We start from the raw sequence: 17,932 nt of genomic DNA on the forward strand, positions 1-17,932 counted from the left end.
CGGATTAGCCTCCTTTTACTATTGTTGCTATAATTTTGTTAATGAGGATGTTGTGCACCGAGGAGAAAATGGATGAAAAGAACTTAAGAATCGGGGGATAAAATGATTTATACACGTGTAAAAGCAGAGGGGTTAAGAGAAAAGCTGGCAACAATACTAAGTCAAGAGTATAAGGAACTAGCTATTCAAGATTTAAAGGTGATTGGAACGGGAGTGCAAAATATTGTTTTTCAAGGAGATTCAGAAAAGGGGTCTTTGGCATTTCGAGTACCGTGGGAAAGAGAAGTGGAAAATATAAATGAAGACTTATTTAACAGTCGGATTTCGTTGCAAAAGGAAGCGGAGCTGTCTAAGTATTGTCATTCAAAAGGTATTCCAGTACCAAGGATACACGGATTGCATCTTTCAACCGAACTTGATTTTTTAATTTCGGATTGTGTATATGCTGATCATATGCCAATTTCCGCATGCAAAATAGGGGAGTTAGTGAGCAATCTTCATAGTATGCCAATTGATGGTTTGTATTACAAACAAAATATTAGAGAGCCCATTAGTAAGTATATAGCAGAACGAATTGTAAAACGGATAGAAGGGTTTAATACAATCACGAACTGTAAAATTAATCTTCCGGATACAAAAACAATTGAATATATTCTTAGTACAGCAGATCATGTAAAATGTTTATTACATATGGACATTCGACCAGCCAATTTAATCGGGTATAATGGAGAAGTTAAAGCAATAGTTGATTGGGATAACGCTTTAATTGGTCATCCATTGCTGGAGCTTATGAGAATAGCTGAAACAAATGAGGTTAGTTGGGATGAATTTAAAGATGGATATAAGAATGATAGTATCTTTAATGTTACTCCTCATATTGTTAGTTTATTTTATAGACTAGATACAGCAGTCATGCTAGCAAACTTATTTATAGCACATTTGAAAATAAAAGATAAAGGTGTATTCTATAAAGAGCGGGTTAAAGCGCTTCATCACGAAATATATAAAAATTTATAAGCAATGAGAACGAAGCTTTTAAAATAGGAATTGAGGAGAACATCATGAAATACAAAGTTATATTATTCGACGTAGATGATACATTATTAGATTTCCCTGAAACGGAAAGACACGCATTACATAATGCGTTTGTACAGTTTGATATGCCTACAGGGTATAATGATTATCTTGCAAGCTATAAAGAGATTAGTAATGGATTATGGAGAGATTTAGAAAATAAAATGATTACGCTAAGTGAATTAGCAGTAGATCGATTTAGACAATTATTTGCACTTCATAATATAGACGTAGATGCACAGCAATTTAGTGATGTATACCTTGAAAATTTAGGGAAGGAAGTACATCTTATAGAAGGCGCAGTACAATTATGTGAAAATCTACAAGATTGCAAGTTAGGTATTATTACGAATGGATATACGAAGGTGCAACAATCAAGAATCGGAAATTCACCTTTATGTAATTTCTTTGATCACATTATTATTTCTGAAGAAGTTGGTCATCAAAAACCAGCACGTGAGATTTTTGATTATGCGTTTGAGAAGTTTGGGATTACTGATAAATTAAGCGTACTAATGGTTGGAGATTCGTTAACTTCTGATATGAAAGGCGGAGAAGATTACGGCATTGATACGTGTTGGTATAATCCGAGTTTGAAAGAAAACGGGACAGATGTTAACCCGACTTATGAAGTGGAGAGTCTGCTACAAATTTTAGAAATTGTAGAAGTGGCGGAAGAAAAGGTAGCTTCATTTTAATCATGCTGATATTTGTCGAAAAATCGATATATTGAAAAAATCGTTGATATATTGTAAGTTGTGATAGATATATTTGAAAAATCGTTGATATATTGTAAGTTGCGATAGATATATTTGAAAAATCGTTGATATATTGTAAGTTGCGATAGATATATTTGAAAAATTGCTCATGTAAATTCATATACTAAGATATAGAACAAAAAAATAGAGCTACTATACAAGGTCATTCACGTGTTATAATGCGTGAATTAAATATGCGTATATAAATAGTTTCCTAGCGTGATGCGATGTCATGTATGATTAGTGTAACAACTAGAGGTGAATAAAGGATGTTAAAGTTTTTATTTGAGTTAGACAAGAATCTCCCGCAGAAGGATGAGCCACGGTATGATGCTTATTCAAAGGGCTTTATCGAAGGAGATGTAACGATTTGCGCGAGTGACAGCGTATTTTTTCAAAAATCATGTATGAAGGTTGCAGAGCTGGGGATTTATTTAGGTCAGTGGATGGAACAAGTTCAACATGGGCAGAACGTGCCTATGAAATATGAAACGGCTGACCGTGAAGAGGTAATTCTTGGTTTCTTCTATGAAGAGGATCATAATCAATGGAATGTTTTTTCCAGCTGGCAAGAATTTGAACTTCAAGAGCGTATAGCTACTACAACATTAATAGAGAGTGTTCAACGCTATTTGTATGAGTTAAATAAAGAACTGCGCATGATAGAATATCCTGTGACGTTTGATCAGTACTTAAGAGGAGAGCGAATGATGCAGCTCTCTTACAAACGACCGTGTGATAGTAAAGCAGATACGACACCGATAGAGGTTTATAATGGAATTGAGCAAGTAGGTGTAGTAAGGGGCTATTATAAAAATACGCTGATGAGAGTGCTGGATTTTATTCCGAAAATTGGTAGTAATATTATTTATGAAATAAAGGATAGTAAGGACAATATTCGCGTCATTGCAAAGGATGTAAGTAGGCAGCGCCAAAGAAGGATTTTAGTAATGTACAAAGATAATCATGATGCAGAGCATGAAATACTTGTATGTGACGGAAAGTTATTGGATGCAAATTTCTTATTTACCTTTACATATAAGGCAGAAGAATACGTTGTTCATAAAACTTCATTTGGAATGGGAAAATTATTACGAAAAGGCTATGTAATTGCAGATTGGAATATTCGTCTTGAGGAAGATATGTATTACATTGAGATGAATGTATATGATGGAGATTACATGGAGGATCAATACTTACTATTAGGCGTATTTCATGCGGTTTTATATGGATAATCAATGAGAAATACCGTCATTCTTCTTGGAAAGAATGACGGTATTTTTTTATTTATCCTCAAAAATAAAAATCTCATCAATCGTACTATGTAGTGCCTTCGCTATATCGTGAGCAAGTTGTAAGGAAGGATTGTATTTACCTTTTTCGAGATGACTAATTGTTTCACGTCGCACACCAACGCTCTTTGCTAAATCTTCTTGTGTCATGTTCAATTTTGCGCGGTATTCTTTTATCTTCGTTACGAACGCCATGGTGCATCTTCCATTTCATCAACAGGTTTATCATAAAAGAACATAGAAAAACCGAATGTAAGAATGAGTGTGCCGAAAATAAGAGCGATATCAATCTCTTGTAGCGTAGAGTTTGGAAATAACATTTCAATAAATATAATGATAGCAGTAGTTAGTAAAGTAACGATAAATGCATTGCGACACGATTTATTGACAATTTGTTCAAACAGTTCATCGTGTTGAACTGTTCTATACGATGTGAAAAAGGAGAAGAAACAGAACATAGTAAACAATCCTTTTTCATAAAAAAATCCGAGGAAACCGAAGAAACCGAGAAATCCTAAATATTTTATCCAAGTTGTTTTCATGATAGGTCCTCCTTACGTTGTTAGAAATAAGTCACGTTATGTTACAAATATATCACAATTGGATAGGAATGGTAATAATAGTTTTCCAGTTTGCTTCATAATAATAGTAAAAAGAGGAAATATGCTGCGAAACAAAGAGGATAATATTGTAAAATGGTTGTAAGGAGGGGGAGGAAGGTATGCTAAATTGGATTATGATCGTTGTATTACTTGTAGTCATTACTGTAGTCGCGACGGTGTTAATTGGGCGAAAGGGTGATGCAAACTATAGTAAAGCGACAAAGGGGAATATTAGAAGGCTTACGATGATTTATATTATACTAGCTGTCGTTTTGATTGTTGGATTAGGTCTGTATATTTATTTCAAAGGTTAAAAAACTGAAAAATACAAAAATCTAAAAATAGAAGTATGCTATAATATCAATATAGTTATTTGGTAATTAAGGAAAGGATTGGATGGAATGATTGAAATTACGAATGTGTCAAAAAGTTATAATGGGTCTACCTATGCAGTAAAAGACTTAAGTTTATCTGTACCTAGCGGCGAAATCTTTGGATTTTTAGGACCGAATGGTGCGGGTAAATCAACGACAATTAAGATGATTACTGGTATTCACGGGGTGGACAAAGGGACTATTACGATTAACGGAAAAAATATTATGGAAGAGCCGATGGAAGCGAAGAAGACGTTTGGTTATGTACCAGATAGTCCAGATATGTTTTTACGATTAAAAGGAATTGAATATTTAAACTTTATGGCCGATATGTATGAAGTGCCGAAAGAAGTACGACAAGAACGAATAGAGTCTTTAGCGAAGAAGTTTGATCTTTATAATGCTTTATCTGATCAAATTCAAAGTTATTCGCACGGTATGAGACAAAAAATCGTTATTATTGGTGTGCTCGTACATGAGCCAGATGTATGGATTTTAGATGAACCATTAACTGGGCTTGATCCGAAATCTGCATATATTTTAAAAGAAATGATGAGAGAACATGCGGATAAAGGAAAGATTGTATTCTTCTCTACACACGTATTAGAAGTGGCAGAAAAATTATGTGACCGCGTCGCGATTATTAATAAGGGAAACCTTCAGTTTAAAGGGAATTTAGATGAAATGAGAGATCATTTTAAATCCAATGAATCACTTGAAAAAATGTTCTTGGAGATGACGGGCAATGAGTAAAATTTGGACGTTAACGAAAGTATTATTGAAATTAAATTATGCAGATTTTATAACAGATAAGAAGAAGCGATGGGCGTATGTATTTTCATTTGCAGCTATTTTATTTGTCGGCTTTTTACTGTTTGGTTCTATCACGCATGCAATGTATGAGGGAATGATACATTTAGGGCAAGATCCAGGAATGATTATCGCAATGGGACTTGCGATTGCGAGTATATGGGTATTTTTAATGAGTATTACGAACATTTTAACTGTATTTTACTACAGCAATGACATTGAAATGTTATTACCATTACCATTAAAACCAGCGCAAATTATTTCAGCCAAATTTTTAACAGTATTAATTACACAATACGTAATGAGTTCATTTATTTTATTACCGATCTTTATTACGTACGGTTTAAAAAGTGGCGCATTTATTACATATTACATATATATGATTTTCATTTACTTACTCTTCCCAATTGTGCCGTTAGTACTAGCTTCGTTACTGATGACAGTTATTATGAGGTATACAAATATAGCGAAAAATAAAGACCGAGGAAATATATTTATTGGAATCGTAAGTATACTATTTATTGTAGGAATTAACGTATTTTTGCAGTGGAAAAATAAAAGTTCGTTTTCTGAAGATGCAATTGCGGATTACCTTGCAAACAACCAGTCTTCTCTTTTAGTACAAATGACAAACTATTTTCCAACTACATATTTTGGAGCAGTAGCATTAGTAGAAAATGCAAATTGGAAGGGACCTTTATATGTAATAATCTTTGCAGTTATTTCATTTGTCTTCTTTGTGTTGTTTTATTACATAGCAGAGCGTACATATTTAAAAGGGGTTATTGGACTTTCAACGAGTACAGCAAAGAAACAAGTTATTTCGGCGGAAGGTTTACAGAAATCAACAGTACAAAGTTCGCATTTAAAAGCGTATGTGAAAAAAGAATTTAAAACGTTATTCCGTACACCACAATTTTTCTTAAATTGCATTGTACAAACTTTCGTTATGCCAATTATGTTGTTCTTTATTTTATTTGTGCAAGATGGAAATTTAAAGTTTATTACAGAGTATATTAACAATCCAGAGACAACGGGATTTGCAATTGGTGTTGGCCTTTGTGCATCGTTATTTTTAATGGGTAGTAACGTCATTGCAACAACGTCATTTTCACGAGATGGAAGCTCTTGGTTTGTGAATCGTTATTTACCAGTAAAGGCTTCGGATATCTTTTTTGCGAAAGCAATCACTGCTTGGTTAATTAATGTGATCATTTTAGCAGTATTCGGTATTACGATGGCAGTTGTAGCTGGGATTTCTCCAGTCTTTATGATACTGTGGTTTTTACTAAGTGCGAACGGGTTGTTATTAATTAATTTAATCGGAACACGCTGGGACGCGCAAACTGCAGATATTCATTGGGATACAGAGCAGAAATTATTTAAAAGTCGATATACAACTTTATGGAATTTTTTAGCTAATATTTTAATAGCTTTAATTATTGTGGGGGGAGTAAGTGTATTATACTTCTTCCTTCATGTCGGACTGTGGGTTATGTTTATCGTTTTATTTGTAATGTTTACGATTGTAAATTATATCTTTATTAAAATGTTAAAATTAGGTGCTGAACGTATACTGTCAAATATTCAATAAGAAGATAGATCCTCTGTATTCATGCAGGGGATCTGTGTATAGATGGAGGAGAAAAAGGTGAAGAAAATAGCAATTGTAACAGGGGCAACTCGTCTGAATGGAATTGGTGCAGCTGTATGCAAGGTGCTTGCTCAAAAAGGGATAGACATTTTTTTCACGTACTGGCCAAAGTATGATAAAGCGATGCCATGGGGAATGAGTGATCAAGAACCCTTTTTGCTGAAAAAGGAAATTGAAAGTTACGATGTTCGATGTGAAATGGCAGAAATCAATTTATCGCAGTCTTATTCGTCAAATCGTTTGTTTTATATGGTATCAGAACGGTTAGGTGATCCATCTATTCTAGTTAATAATGCAGTATATTCTACTCATACGAGAATTGAGGAATTAGATGTAGAGCAGTTGGATAAACATTATACAGTTAATGTTCGGGCTACTATGCTATTAAGTTCATTGTTTATAAAACATTATTCACTTAAAACGGGCGGGAGTATTATTAATCTTACTTCAGGACAGTCAGTAGGTCCAATGCCAGATGAACTAGCATATGCAGCAACGAAAGGGGCAATTGAAGCATTTACAAAGTCAGTAGCACCAGTTGCGATGGAGAAGGGGATTACAGTGAATGCTGTAGATCCAGGACCGACGAATACAGGATGGATTACAGAGGAGCTGAAGCATCATTTAGTATGGAAGTTCCCGCAAGGTAAAGTAGGAGAACCGGTGGATGCTGCGCGCTTAATTTCTTTTTTAGTAAGTGAAGAAGCGAAATGGGTTACTGGGCAAGTCATTCACTCGAATGGTGGTTATTCATAAAAATATTATGTTAACAAATGTTGAGAAACAAAAAACGAAAGAAAATTTTATTTTTTTGTATAAATAAAATGTCAAGAAAGATAAAAATTTGATAGAAGAGTATATCGTCATATGAAGATAGTAATTCTTAATGTGACAATATACTCTTTTTCTTTTACTTGCGAGTAGAAAAATGAAGTAGAAGAAACTCGAATATTAAAATGAGTTTATCAGTTTTTGTACGTATTATTATGAAGATTACTGTCGGAAAGATGATAATTCGTATGAAAAGGGATTTTTTAAGGGGGAATCGAATCGTAAAGGGGAGGATAAATTATGTAAAACATAGGGGGATTTATATGAAAATGAAAAAGGTCGCTATCGCATCGATAACAATTGGTACAATGCTTACTATGGCAGCTTGTAGTCCTTCAGCAGATAAAGAAACAGAAAAGAAAGAGCAAGTAACTGCGCAAAATGATGGAGAAGCAAAAACGACAAGTGCAGATGAAGCGTCAAAAACAATGAAAGATACTGAAAAAGAAACAAATACTTCTTCAAATGAAAAAACAGATAAGGATGCAAAAAATACGAAAGAATCATCAGGGACAGAAAGTAACGGCAAAACGTCAACTCAAAACGAAAATGTAAAAACAAAAGAAAAAGAGACGACAGGAAAAACGAATGATCAAACGACTAGCGGGAAAACAACAGATCAAAGCACAAGTACAAGCACAAACAATAATGGAAAGACAACGAAAGATCCGAAGAAAAGTGTTGCTGTGAAAACGAATGTTAAAGAAGTTGTAGCATTAATTGATAGCTTGGACAAGCAGTTAGCTGCTAATCCAAAATTGGAAACAGTGAATAAGCTTGGCAAACAAATTAATGAAAAGTGGGATGTGATTGAAAAAGAGCTAGAAGCATCACATCCGACGGATTCTAAAACAATCGGTCAAAGTATGTATCCGTTAATTGTAGGAGCGGAGAAAGAAAAAATCGATATTAATAAAATGAAATCATTAACGACGAAAACGAAAAAAGATTTAAATCAGTTATTGACGAAACTTTCATAGTTTCAAAAGCCTACTCGTGTGAGTAGGCCTTTTTTAGGTTGTTGTAATGTGCACAGTATAACTTATTTATTTTCATTTTCAATTACGATGCGAAAGGAACTGAATGCTTGTTGACTGATATAATCTTCTTCGCTAACTTTATAAGGAAATGGAAAAGCGACGAGTTGCAAATTACTTTCCTGATCCACTGAAGGCAATGTGAAATTAAAGATTTGTCTTGTTTCAGGTGCAACCTTAGTATAAACGACTTTTCTATTGTTAAATATTTCAACTTGTTTCCAATCTTTAAAAGCCACGATTGCGTAAGTCATTTCATCATTTGTTTCATTACCGTTTGATAAAATTAATTGCTTGCCTTCCTTTTCAAAGAAGACAGTTTGTAAGTTCTCTTCACGGTTCGTAACAAATACTGGTTCGTAAAGACCATCTTTTAAAATAGCATCTGGATCTATAAGGGAGAGTTTTATTTTTTCGTTTTCTTTCTGAAGAGGATGCATTGAATATCGCATACTTAGAATATCTTCTAAAATAGCTGCTTTATTTAAGTTATTATCTTTTAATTTGTATTCAGGTTTTTTAATTATTAAAAAGGTTAATTCACTTGCATTAGGAGAAGTGTGTAAAGAGATTTTCGTAGTAATTGAACTGTTTGGTTTCATATCAAAAAAATAGTGTGATATTTCATTAGTAGTATCTTCTATTTTAAAAGGTTTTTGTTCGTAATCTTCTAGAACAATTAATCCATATTTTCGGTTTTCATTAATAGTATGTACGAATGATAATGTTACATTAATTTTATTATCCTCACTAGTAATTGTACTACCATTGTTAATATGTTGGCCTTGATTATCCTTCAATCCGTAAGAAATAGTATTGGTTTGTTGCTCTCGTTTATTTTCTATGGAAGGTGGATGAGGTTGTATGAATGAAGTATTGAACAAAATATAAATTGTAAGTAATGAAATAAGTAAAACACCGCTAATAATATATATTTGTTTCATAAATAGCACCTCAATATATGTAAAATATTAGAGAAAAAAGATATGCAAGATACATATCTTTTTTCTCTTTCTTACCAGAAAGCTTTTGTTTCGTGATTCACATCATTATAACCACTTAATTTATAGGTATGATTACCGATAGCGTAATCATCTCCATAATAAATGCTTGTGTTGGTCGCTGTAGCACTTACAAAGGATGATTTTTTTGCACTATTACTTTTCGTATTCACTAATGAGCCATCGCCATTGAAAGTTCTTGCTTTTGCATAAACATAGTCTTCGGTCGTAGTTGATTTCGATTTAGCAACTGTATAGGGGTTACCAAAAAAGGGAGTATATACGCTAATGTTAGAGTCATTCTTAGGTGCAGCTGCAATAGTCAAACTAGGAACACTAGATGTTTTTGTTGATTGAATTGTATCAAAGTCAACTAAAACGGGCTGCTTGTCTACAGTATCGACCTCTGAAGCACTTGCGTTATTAGTAAAACCAAAACCTAAAACCGCTAACCCTAAAGTTGTCACCGATAAAGATTTTTTCATATTCACTAATTTTCCCACCTTTTTAAATTTTTGAGTTCGAACTCAATTCATACAATATATGAAAATTTCGAAACTCTCAATGGTTTATCCCATACTTAACGTTTCTTTTACTTTCGATTCAACATGTCTTCATTTGCAAAAAAGCGAATATATCTTCTAATGCTTAGCCAGCAAGGGATACAGGTTTAATTTTATGAAATTCATGTAAATTTAAATCTATTCATGTCAGAATCTCTGTTATTTTTAAGTTCATATGGGAAACTTATTAAAAAAAGGATGGTGACAAAAATGACAATCGATCGAATTTGTACAATTGGACCCGCAAGTAATAATAAAGAAACGTTAGCACAGTTAATAAAGAATGGTATGAAAATTGTTCGACTGAATTTATCGCATGGCACGCATGAAAGTCATAAAGACATCATTCGTTTAGTGAAATCATTAGATGACTCTATTAAATTTTTGGGTGATGTACAAGGACCTAAAATAAGATTAGGTGAAGTGAAGGGAGAGCAAATTACACTTCAGGCAGGAGATTCTTTTATTTTACATACACAATCAGTTACAGGGAGTAATACAGAAGCGAGTGTTGATTATGAAGGAATTGCGAATGATGTAAAAGTAGGCAGTAGAATTTTAATTAATGATGGAGAAGTTGAATTAATTGTTGAAAAGATAAGTACGGACAAAATAGAAACGAAGGTAAAAACAGGTGGCAATATCTCATCTCATAAAGGAGTTAATTTACCAGATGCGGCTGTTCGTTTACCAGCTATTACAGAGAAAGATAAAAAAGATATTCAGTTTCTTTTAGAGGAGAATGTTGATTTTATCGCGTGTTCTTTCGTAAGAAAACCTAGTCATATAAAAGAAATACGAGATTTTATACAACAGTATAAAGAAACGTCACCTAATATAATTGCAAAAATAGAAACGATGGAAGCAATCGAGAATTTTCAAGATATATGTAAAGAAGCAGATGGAATTATGATTGCAAGGGGCGATTTAGGAGTAGAGTTACCGTATCAATGCATTCCGCTTTTACAGAAAATGATGATTCAGGAATGTAATCGAACGAATACATATGTCATTACAGCAACACAAATGCTTCAATCTATGGTAGATCATTCTATTCCAACAAGGGCAGAGGTGACTGATGTGTTTCAAGCTGTACTGGACGGAACGAATGCAGTTATGCTTTCAGCTGAAAGTGCATCAGGAGAGCATCCAATCGAAAGTGTAAGAACATTACGTCTCGTTTCAGAATTTGCGGAACATGTTAAAAAAGATGGACCTTTTGCGATGAAAGATGTACTGCAATTACTGCGTGAGTCTCTGGATGAGTAATAAATAAAAAGAGGGCGGATATACATCCGCCCGCGTGTTTTTCATTCATACTATTCTTGCTCTTGCTCATCCAAAATCTTTTCAAACGCAGCAGATACTTTATCAAACTCTTCATCATTTTCAATGTATGAAAACTCATTATCTTCTTCTACTTTTAAAAAGAAAATATCAATGTCTTCCTCAGTTTCTGTTTGGATATCTTCAACAAAGGCAACTGCAATATATTCTGCACCTTCGACATCCATCGCTCCAAGTACTTCTACTTCTTGCTCTTCGTTATTCTCATCACTAAGAGTAAACACTTCGCCAACTTCAATATCAGACATATTCATTCTCCTCCTGTTCGACTCTAAAAATAGAGCACTCAAACTGTATACATACTAACATATCTTTCCATGAAAAACCAAATTCATACATAAGAAAAACGACTGATAGTTCTTTAGTATAAGTATCCAGCTATTAGGAGCATTATTTGTCTGTGCTATATTACTTAATCCATTCAACAATTGTATCCATAGTCTGTCTTGTTTTGTCACGCTTTGGCTCTTCTTTACGGTAACCAAAGGCAACCATAACTGATACTTCAAGATTATCGCCTTGTATAATGCCTTCTTGACGAAGTAAAGAATCTACTTCCTCTTTATCAAATCCTTCTATTGGACAAGAATCAATACCGATTTGAGCTGCGCTCGTCATCATATTACCTAAAGCGATATAAGATTGCTTGGATGCCCAATCAAATACAGCACGATCGGATTGTAATAAGTTAAAATCTGTTTCCTGGAACTTTTTGAAGAATTCATATCTAATTTTTTGAGTGTCTTCAGGCAATCCAATAATATCGTTCATCATATATTTAATATACTCTGCATCATAATGCATATCTTTAATGTTTCTTGAAAGAACAATAACAAAATGACTAGCTGTTGCAAGTTGCCCACCAGCGCCCCATGAATACGGTTGTAGTTTTTCTCTTAATTCTTTATTTTGTACGACAATAAATTTCCAAGGCTCATATCCAAAAGAAGAAGGAGATAATCTGCCTGTTTCTAAAATGAATTTGAAATCCTCTTCTGAAATTTTGTGCATAGGATCGAATTCTTTACATGCATGTCTGAAATGAAAAGCCTCCATAATCTTTTCTTTTGTAATTTCGTTTGTATTTGTCATAAAAGTTCCTCTTTTCATGAATTTATTTTTGTAAGTAAATTATATTTTTAAAGTAACATAGATACAAGTACGCACATTTATGTGGTATAGTATCAAAAAAGATACTAATGTTAAGGGAAGGGATTTATTATGGATTGTCCAAACGAAAATAATATAAATTACCCATTTTTAAATAAATATTCTTGTCCAGTTGAAGCTATGGTTGAGGTGATTGGAGGGAAATGGAAAGGGGAAATTTTGTATCATTTATTAGATGGTACAAAGCGGTTTAATGAATTAAAAAGATTAAAACCAAATATCACACAAAGAATGTTAACGCTGCAGCTGAGAGAACTTGAAGCTGATGGCATTATACATCGTGAAGTATACCGTGAAGTGCCACCTAAAGTTGAATATTCGTTAACTGAGCTTGGTGAATCACTACGTCCAGTGATTCTATTAATGATGGAATGGGCAACTCATAATATGGAGAAGGTTTTGGAGAATAGGAATACGAAAAATAATAGTTAAGAGTTGAAATTGATATAGACGAGTTATGTGAAATAGTTGTAGAAATAAAAGGTGTTTCCATACGTGAAAACACCTTTTATTTCTATATTTTTTACTTTTTAACTTCAACTGCTGAAGTTGGAAAGTTATTTAAGTTTGCAGTTTGACCATACCAATCAGCATGTTTAAAAACAACACCTTTTCCATATCCGTCAGTTGAAGTATGTTCCCATAGTGTTGTTGAATAGCTAGCAGTAGGAGCTGCTGTACGTACAGAAACAATTTGATTTTGCCAACTAGCAGACAAGTTTTTATAACCGCTACTTAGAGAAAAATACTCGCTACCTTGATTTGTGAGTTTATAGAAGTCTGTACTACCAGGTCCGCTTCCTCCAACACCAAGGAGAGTGATTGAATGATTCAACCTTTGTTTATCCTTTTCAATAAAAGACTCTAAACTTTCTTTGCTCGAAAATCCATAAGATAACCAGTCTCCATTTTGATTTTGTTTCGGTAGAACTAACGTTATTTTTACGTCTTCCTTTGATGGAGCACTCAATTTGTTAAACGAATCAACAGTCTTTTCATCTACAGTTACATATTCGAAAGAGGAAATCGTATAATCTTTTTCGGTACTAGCTGATACTAATCCCATTCCTCCAGTTAACGACGAAACAGTTAATAATGCACCTGCTACCAACTTTTTAAGCATGGATTCATCTCCTTAAAACTTAGATTTTTTACATAACTAAAATGTATGTTAATTCGAATGTATTATAAATATTTAGAAATTTATAAAAATTAAACAGAATATTCTTTTATTATTCTGGAGTAAGGAGGGGAATTTAAAAAAGGATTTACTTAAAAAGTAAATCCTTTTTGGGTATTAGCAATGAAGTTATTGTGTAAGTTTTGCAATTTGCTAACCGACTTCAAAACTCTACTGATTAAAGTTTCATTTCATCCTGTTATGAATCATACACTTCTTTTGCATTCGTAGAAGCAGCATCTAATAAAAGGAAAATGGCTGCTATCATATGTAGAAAGATGTCTATATAAGGAAAGAAGGCAACTAGAGTAACGATAATACCGATATAATGAGGGTACGTATTCATGCCTTCTTTTTTAGCTAATAAAATAGTATTGATATGTAAAACAATCAATAGTAGTAAAGGTAACCCATATAGGTTAACAAGACTTGGAAATACATAATAACAAGGAAGTAATAAAAGATGATAGATCCCTGTAGTCCACTTTAGTGCTTGAATGTAGGTTTTCAAAGTGAATCCTCCTAAAACAATTCGTATCTATATATTACCAAAAATAATAGGTAATTGGATATTGTTTATTTGTATTTTTAATAGATTATAATAATTTTATGTAAACTAATTGTTAGGTATCTATAAAATAGAAAAACCACCCAAACGAGGGTGGTTCGTATTATAAATAATTACTTAAAGAAGAAATCGGAACCTTCACCTCACTACCTTCCTTCATATTCCGCAACACAACAGTGTTTGTACTAAGTTCGTCTTCCCCAATAATAAGCACATAAGGGATATTCTCTTTATTGGCATAATTAAGGGCACGTTTTAATTTGCGTCCTGCTAGTTCTAGTTCGACTTTTAAGGAAGTGGTAGAACGTAATTGCTGGGCAATTTGTAAGCATTGTAACTCTGTCCCGAGTGGGATGATAAATAGATCCGCTGTAGATGAGATTGTTTCTTTCTGCGATAGTGCTGTATAAATAACGTCTAAACCGAATGAAATACCGACTGTTGGATAGTTTATATTATCACCACGGAAAGCTCCGATAATGTTATCGTATCGACCACCGCTACCGATGCTAGATGTAATCGATCCATCTTTTAAAAAGATTTCATATACAGTACCTGTATACATTGTGAGTCCTCGCGCTAAAAACGGGTTGAATATCGTATTTTCATTTATTCCAAGGGCGATTAAATATTGCTGTAATTGTTGTAGTTCGTTTACTCCATCGGCAACGAGTGGATTATTGAAAGCTTCTTTAAAGTCAGCGATAGTAAGTTTTAGACAAGATAATACGGTATTACATATCGTATCAGCCATTTCTTCAGAAATTCCGCGCTCTAATACATCTTTTCGTACACCATCAATCCCAATCTTTTCGATTTTATCTAATGATAAAATGACGTCACTTGTTAACTCAGTAGGGATGTTAATGGCCTGAAGAATACCATTTAACAATTTTCGGTTATTATATTGAATCGTTATCTCTAAGTTTAACGTTCGGAACAGCTCAAACGCCATAGCCATAAGTTCAGCTTCTGCCATGACAGACTCAACACCGACGATATCAACGTCGCATTGTATAAATTCACGAAATCTTCCTTGTTTAATTGGCCCATCTCGAAATACTTTCCCAATCTCATAACGTTTAAAAGGGAGGCGGAGGTTCGGATTCATTGCCACAACCTTTGCGAATGGAATAGTTAAATCGTATCGTAAGGCGAGCTCACGTTTTCCTTGATCCTGAAGTGTATATATTTCTTTTAATATTTCATCGCCACCGCCGTACTTGTAAGACATAAGCTCATACATATTTAACGTCGGCGTTTCTAAAGGTTTGCATCCGTATCGTTCAAACGTATCTTCACAAGCTCTTTTAATTTTATTTCGCAGCACTTGCTCCTCTGGTAAATAGTCTTTCGTTCCTTTTACATTTCTCATTTCCATCATAATCACTCCTTTTTCAAATTAAAAAAAGCTATGCAGGTATAAAAATACCCACATAGCTTTATGAACGCTTCGTGGGTCAACAGGAAAAGCCCTGTACCCACGAAGAAAAATTTTTCTTCGGATACACGGCGTTACGTTTGATGATGAAGTTGGAAAGAAGTATTAAAATTTAGCATTGCAAATCTCTCCTTAACGTAAGTTTTTCCAAATTATATCAGATGATTTTTGAATTATCAATATTTTTAGTTTTGAAATATACGTGAAGTTATGTAGGAGAAATGGAAAAGGGTGTATAATAAAACTTAATAATATGAAATAACCTTTTAAGGAGATCACTATGAAAAAAGATAAAACAAATGCGATGCGAATATTAGATAAAGAAAAAATTGAATATTTGATGATGTCATATGATCCAGACGATGGGAAAATTGATGGCGTATCAGTAGCCGAGAAAATTGGAAGAGAAGTGAGAGAAGTATATAAAACGTTAATCGCTCAAGGAAATAGTAAAAATTATCATGTGTTTATTATTCCGGTAGATGAGGAACTAAATTTAAAAGCTGCCGCAAAAGCAGTAAGTGAAAAGAAAATTGAAATGATTCCTGTAAAAGATATTACGAAAGTTTCAGGATATATTCGCGGTGGTTGTTCACCAGTTGGAATGAAAAAGCTATTTTCTACATGTATTGATGAAAGTGCCCAATCACTTGAAACGATGATTGTAAGTGGAGGGAAAATCGGTATACAAATTGAGCTTAAAGTAGATGACTTGGCGAAAGTGACGAGAGCGCAGTTTGGAGAGGTAACGAAGTAAATATACATAGGAAAAGAAGTTCTAGTTTTATCCCGCTATTTGCCGGGCAGTAAGACCCTCATCTCAAATTTCAGCGGAAGCAAAGAAATTAGGTGGGGATCAACTGCCCGTAAAAGCCCGATTGGTGAGGGCTGATTGTCCTTTTTTATTTACAAACTGGATAAAGATTGAATGTTTAGTTTGATATAGGCATGTAATCTGAATTGTTTGTTTGGCTTTGGGAGAAGGACTTAAAATAAACAACTAGAGTCACTTTTAAAGATAGACAAAGGACGGGAGAGTGTTTTAATGAAGGTTCAAGAAATGCAATAAGAAAGCGTATATTCGGGAATGTCAGTATGTTTGAACCCCCCTATGCTAAGAGTATGCAAGATTTTATACAGTTTTTTTGCTAATCCAGTAACAAACAAGAACCCTAAAACGGTACCAGGATAGGAATGTATACAACATGTATTGAGTCATAGAACTAAAAAGAAGGTTCCTGTGTGAGAGCAGGGTTCTCCTTTTTCACTGCTACCGATAATGAGACGTTATGTTAACTAGGTTTGAATATTGTATACAGACTAAAAACAGAGAAAACTACCTGTCGTGTAGGTTGTTTTTTCTGTTTTTTTGATGATAGTTGTTAACTGATGTCTCACATTTCAAAAAACAACTTTTTTGTTTGCTTGTCCACACCATTTCACCTCTTTATGAATTATATAGTATTAAAGGAGGTGAAAAGAATGAATGAAGATATTATTTCAATTGGGGCAAATTGTATAGTGAGAATTAGAAACAGATTCTTTCTTCTAGTAGAAATTGAAGTGGAATTTGGAAATGTAGCCATAGAGGAATTTGTTTTTATTCGAATATCTGAGCAAGAAGCTAGAACATTGTTAGCAGGGGGGATTCAACGTTGTACTATTTCTAATTGTATTCCTAGGTCTCATGATGATTTAGAAGTAGAATTCATTTGTGTTTTAATCGTGGGTGGGGAAGCATTTGCGGTTTTTGATGTAGAAGACGATGTTGATGAAGCTGTACTTGTTCCAATTTCATTAAGAGAAGCCGAGCGTTTAATCTGTAGAGGAGCAAGACGATGTACAGTTATTAATAGATAAGAGTAAGCCTTTTGGGAGCTAAAGAGGTTTCATTTTGTGTGGCTTCTTTTAAGAATGATTATGTAAATATGAATATCCTCCAGAGTACTTAACTGGAGGATATTTTTGTAGACTTCTAGATGTATTAACTACCAATAACGAAAATTATGTAAATAAAATGTTCACTGGATTCCCATAGAAAACTGTGGTGAGATGAAATGTTTGATTTTGAAGCACTTCAAAATCTTAGCTAGATTGCCATGTATCGGTACCCCACAATAAAAAGGCAGGAACATATCAAATATGTTCCTGCCTTTCATTTTAGAGAGATGTTTCCTAACAGTTGATTTTGTTAACGAAAGTCGACTTTAAATCCATATTTTGTGTGAAA

21 protein-coding genes are annotated in these 17,932 nt (G+C 33.7%); 12 read left to right on the forward strand and 9 right to left on the reverse strand.

Features of this window, described 5'->3' with window-relative positions; translation table 11 throughout:
• The first annotated feature begins 102 nt into the window (after positions 1-102).
• The 3 genes from ACTFP3_RS10290 (at position 103) to ACTFP3_RS10300 (ending at position 3,067) form a co-directional block, all read left to right on the forward strand.
• Complete coding sequence (locus tag ACTFP3_RS10290) at positions 103-1,017, forward strand: phosphotransferase family protein (protein WP_152121533.1); 915 nt, start codon at positions 103-105, stop codon at positions 1,015-1,017.
• 44 nt (positions 1,018-1,061) lie between these two features.
• Entirely contained in the window at positions 1,062-1,772 is a 711-nt protein-coding gene (locus tag ACTFP3_RS10295) for a YjjG family noncanonical pyrimidine nucleotidase (protein WP_440010309.1), read from the forward strand.
• A gap of 329 nt (positions 1,773-2,101) precedes the next feature.
• A complete protein-coding gene (locus ACTFP3_RS10300; protein ID WP_440010311.1) occupies positions 2,102-3,067 on the forward strand; it encodes a tubby C-terminal domain-like protein in 966 nt (321 codons plus the stop codon).
• A gap of 48 nt (positions 3,068-3,115) precedes the next feature.
• Here ACTFP3_RS10300 and ACTFP3_RS10305 read toward each other — a convergent pair whose 3' ends face one another.
• Together ACTFP3_RS10305 and ACTFP3_RS10310 are read right to left on the reverse strand one after the other, a co-directional pair.
• Positions 3,116-3,319 (reverse strand): helix-turn-helix transcriptional regulator, encoded by a 204-nt coding sequence (locus ACTFP3_RS10305; RefSeq protein ID WP_000896302.1) that lies wholly within the window; start codon positions 3,317-3,319, stop codon positions 3,116-3,118.
• A complete protein-coding gene (locus ACTFP3_RS10310) occupies positions 3,307-3,666 on the reverse strand; it encodes a DUF3796 domain-containing protein (RefSeq protein WP_000859210.1) in 360 nt (119 codons plus the stop codon). Before ACTFP3_RS10310 ends, ACTFP3_RS10305 begins: the two co-directional genes overlap by 13 nt.
• Positions 3,667-3,845: 179 nt before the next feature.
• Here ACTFP3_RS10310 and ACTFP3_RS10315 point away from each other — a divergent pair, with 179 nt between their 5' ends.
• The 5 genes from ACTFP3_RS10315 (at position 3,846) to ACTFP3_RS10335 (ending at position 8,375) form a co-directional block, all read left to right on the forward strand.
• Positions 3,846-4,040: a hypothetical protein gene (locus ACTFP3_RS10315; RefSeq protein ID WP_000935861.1), complete on the forward strand. Its 195-nt coding sequence runs from the start codon at positions 3,846-3,848 to the stop codon at positions 4,038-4,040.
• 87 nt (positions 4,041-4,127) lie between these two features.
• Complete coding sequence (locus tag ACTFP3_RS10320; protein ID WP_000570206.1) at positions 4,128-4,853, forward strand: ABC transporter ATP-binding protein; 726 nt, start codon at positions 4,128-4,130, stop codon at positions 4,851-4,853.
• Positions 4,846-6,504: a putative ABC transporter permease subunit gene (locus ACTFP3_RS10325; RefSeq protein WP_000036884.1), complete on the forward strand. Its 1,659-nt coding sequence runs from the start codon at positions 4,846-4,848 to the stop codon at positions 6,502-6,504. Before ACTFP3_RS10320 ends, ACTFP3_RS10325 begins: the two co-directional genes overlap by 8 nt.
• A 57-nt stretch (positions 6,505-6,561) precedes the next feature.
• Positions 6,562-7,320 carry an SDR family oxidoreductase gene (locus ACTFP3_RS10330; protein ID WP_033687768.1) on the forward strand — a complete coding sequence of 253 codons (759 nt, stop codon included), beginning with the start codon at positions 6,562-6,564 and terminating at the stop codon, positions 7,318-7,320.
• Between the two features lie 338 nt (positions 7,321-7,658).
• Positions 7,659-8,375 (forward strand): hypothetical protein, encoded by a 717-nt coding sequence (locus tag ACTFP3_RS10335; protein WP_000782540.1) that lies wholly within the window; start codon positions 7,659-7,661, stop codon positions 8,373-8,375.
• Positions 8,376-8,437: 62 nt separating this feature from the next.
• On the opposite strand, the gene ACTFP3_RS10340 is transcribed toward ACTFP3_RS10335, so the two are convergent.
• A complete protein-coding gene (locus ACTFP3_RS10340; RefSeq protein WP_242283499.1) occupies positions 8,438-9,376 on the reverse strand; it encodes a hypothetical protein in 939 nt (312 codons plus the stop codon).
• 71 nt (positions 9,377-9,447) lie between these two features.
• Positions 9,448-9,924 (reverse strand): XoxI protein, encoded by a 477-nt coding sequence (locus tag ACTFP3_RS10345; protein ID WP_440010316.1) that lies wholly within the window; start codon positions 9,922-9,924, stop codon positions 9,448-9,450.
• Positions 9,925-10,206: 282 nt separating this feature from the next.
• Between ACTFP3_RS10345 and ACTFP3_RS10350 the strand changes: the two genes are divergently transcribed.
• On the forward strand, positions 10,207-11,265 hold the full coding sequence (locus ACTFP3_RS10350; protein ID WP_000151084.1) for a pyruvate kinase: 1,059 nt from the start codon (positions 10,207-10,209) through the stop codon (positions 11,263-11,265).
• Positions 11,266-11,315: 50 nt separating this feature from the next.
• Here ACTFP3_RS10350 and ACTFP3_RS10355 read toward each other — a convergent pair whose 3' ends face one another.
• Together ACTFP3_RS10355 and ACTFP3_RS10360 are read right to left on the reverse strand one after the other, a co-directional pair.
• Positions 11,316-11,597, reverse strand: a complete 282-nt coding sequence (locus ACTFP3_RS10355) for a DUF1292 domain-containing protein (RefSeq protein ID WP_002005464.1) — start codon at positions 11,595-11,597, stop codon at positions 11,316-11,318.
• Positions 11,598-11,751: 154 nt separating this feature from the next.
• Positions 11,752-12,435 (reverse strand): NAD(P)H-dependent oxidoreductase, encoded by a 684-nt coding sequence (locus ACTFP3_RS10360; protein WP_000185712.1) that lies wholly within the window; start codon positions 12,433-12,435, stop codon positions 11,752-11,754.
• Between the two features lie 129 nt (positions 12,436-12,564).
• Here ACTFP3_RS10360 and ACTFP3_RS10365 point away from each other — a divergent pair, with 129 nt between their 5' ends.
• Positions 12,565-12,945, forward strand: a complete 381-nt coding sequence (locus ACTFP3_RS10365; RefSeq protein WP_440010320.1) for a winged helix-turn-helix transcriptional regulator — start codon at positions 12,565-12,567, stop codon at positions 12,943-12,945.
• Positions 12,946-13,036: 91 nt separating this feature from the next.
• Here ACTFP3_RS10365 and ACTFP3_RS10370 read toward each other — a convergent pair whose 3' ends face one another.
• From ACTFP3_RS10370 to ACTFP3_RS10380, 3 genes are all read right to left on the reverse strand, one after another.
• Complete coding sequence (locus tag ACTFP3_RS10370) at positions 13,037-13,636, reverse strand: hypothetical protein (protein WP_017657569.1); 600 nt, start codon at positions 13,634-13,636, stop codon at positions 13,037-13,039.
• A gap of 256 nt (positions 13,637-13,892) precedes the next feature.
• The gene (locus tag ACTFP3_RS10375; RefSeq protein WP_000860725.1) at positions 13,893-14,204 is read right to left on the reverse strand and encodes a hypothetical protein; all 312 of its coding nucleotides are present in this window, start codon (positions 14,202-14,204) and stop codon (positions 13,893-13,895) included.
• A 160-nt stretch (positions 14,205-14,364) separates the two neighbouring features.
• Positions 14,365-15,642 (reverse strand): histidine--tRNA ligase, encoded by a 1,278-nt coding sequence (locus tag ACTFP3_RS10380; RefSeq protein WP_440010327.1) that lies wholly within the window; start codon positions 15,640-15,642, stop codon positions 14,365-14,367.
• A 340-nt stretch (positions 15,643-15,982) separates the two neighbouring features.
• Between ACTFP3_RS10380 and ybaK the strand changes: the two genes are divergently transcribed.
• Both ybaK and ACTFP3_RS10390 read left to right on the forward strand, forming a co-directional pair.
• Positions 15,983-16,459 (forward strand): Cys-tRNA(Pro) deacylase, encoded by a 477-nt coding sequence (gene ybaK, locus ACTFP3_RS10385; RefSeq protein WP_440010330.1) that lies wholly within the window; start codon positions 15,983-15,985, stop codon positions 16,457-16,459.
• 725 nt (positions 16,460-17,184) lie between these two features.
• Positions 17,185-17,562 carry a hypothetical protein gene (locus ACTFP3_RS10390; RefSeq protein ID WP_001001282.1) on the forward strand — a complete coding sequence of 126 codons (378 nt, stop codon included), beginning with the start codon at positions 17,185-17,187 and terminating at the stop codon, positions 17,560-17,562.
• Positions 17,563-17,932: the final 370 nt, after the last annotated feature.

The sequence above is a fragment of the Bacillus cereus group sp. MYBK5-2 genome, from assembly GCF_051915685.1.
GTDB lineage: Bacteria > Bacillota > Bacilli > Bacillales > Bacillaceae_G > Bacillus_A > Bacillus_A cereus.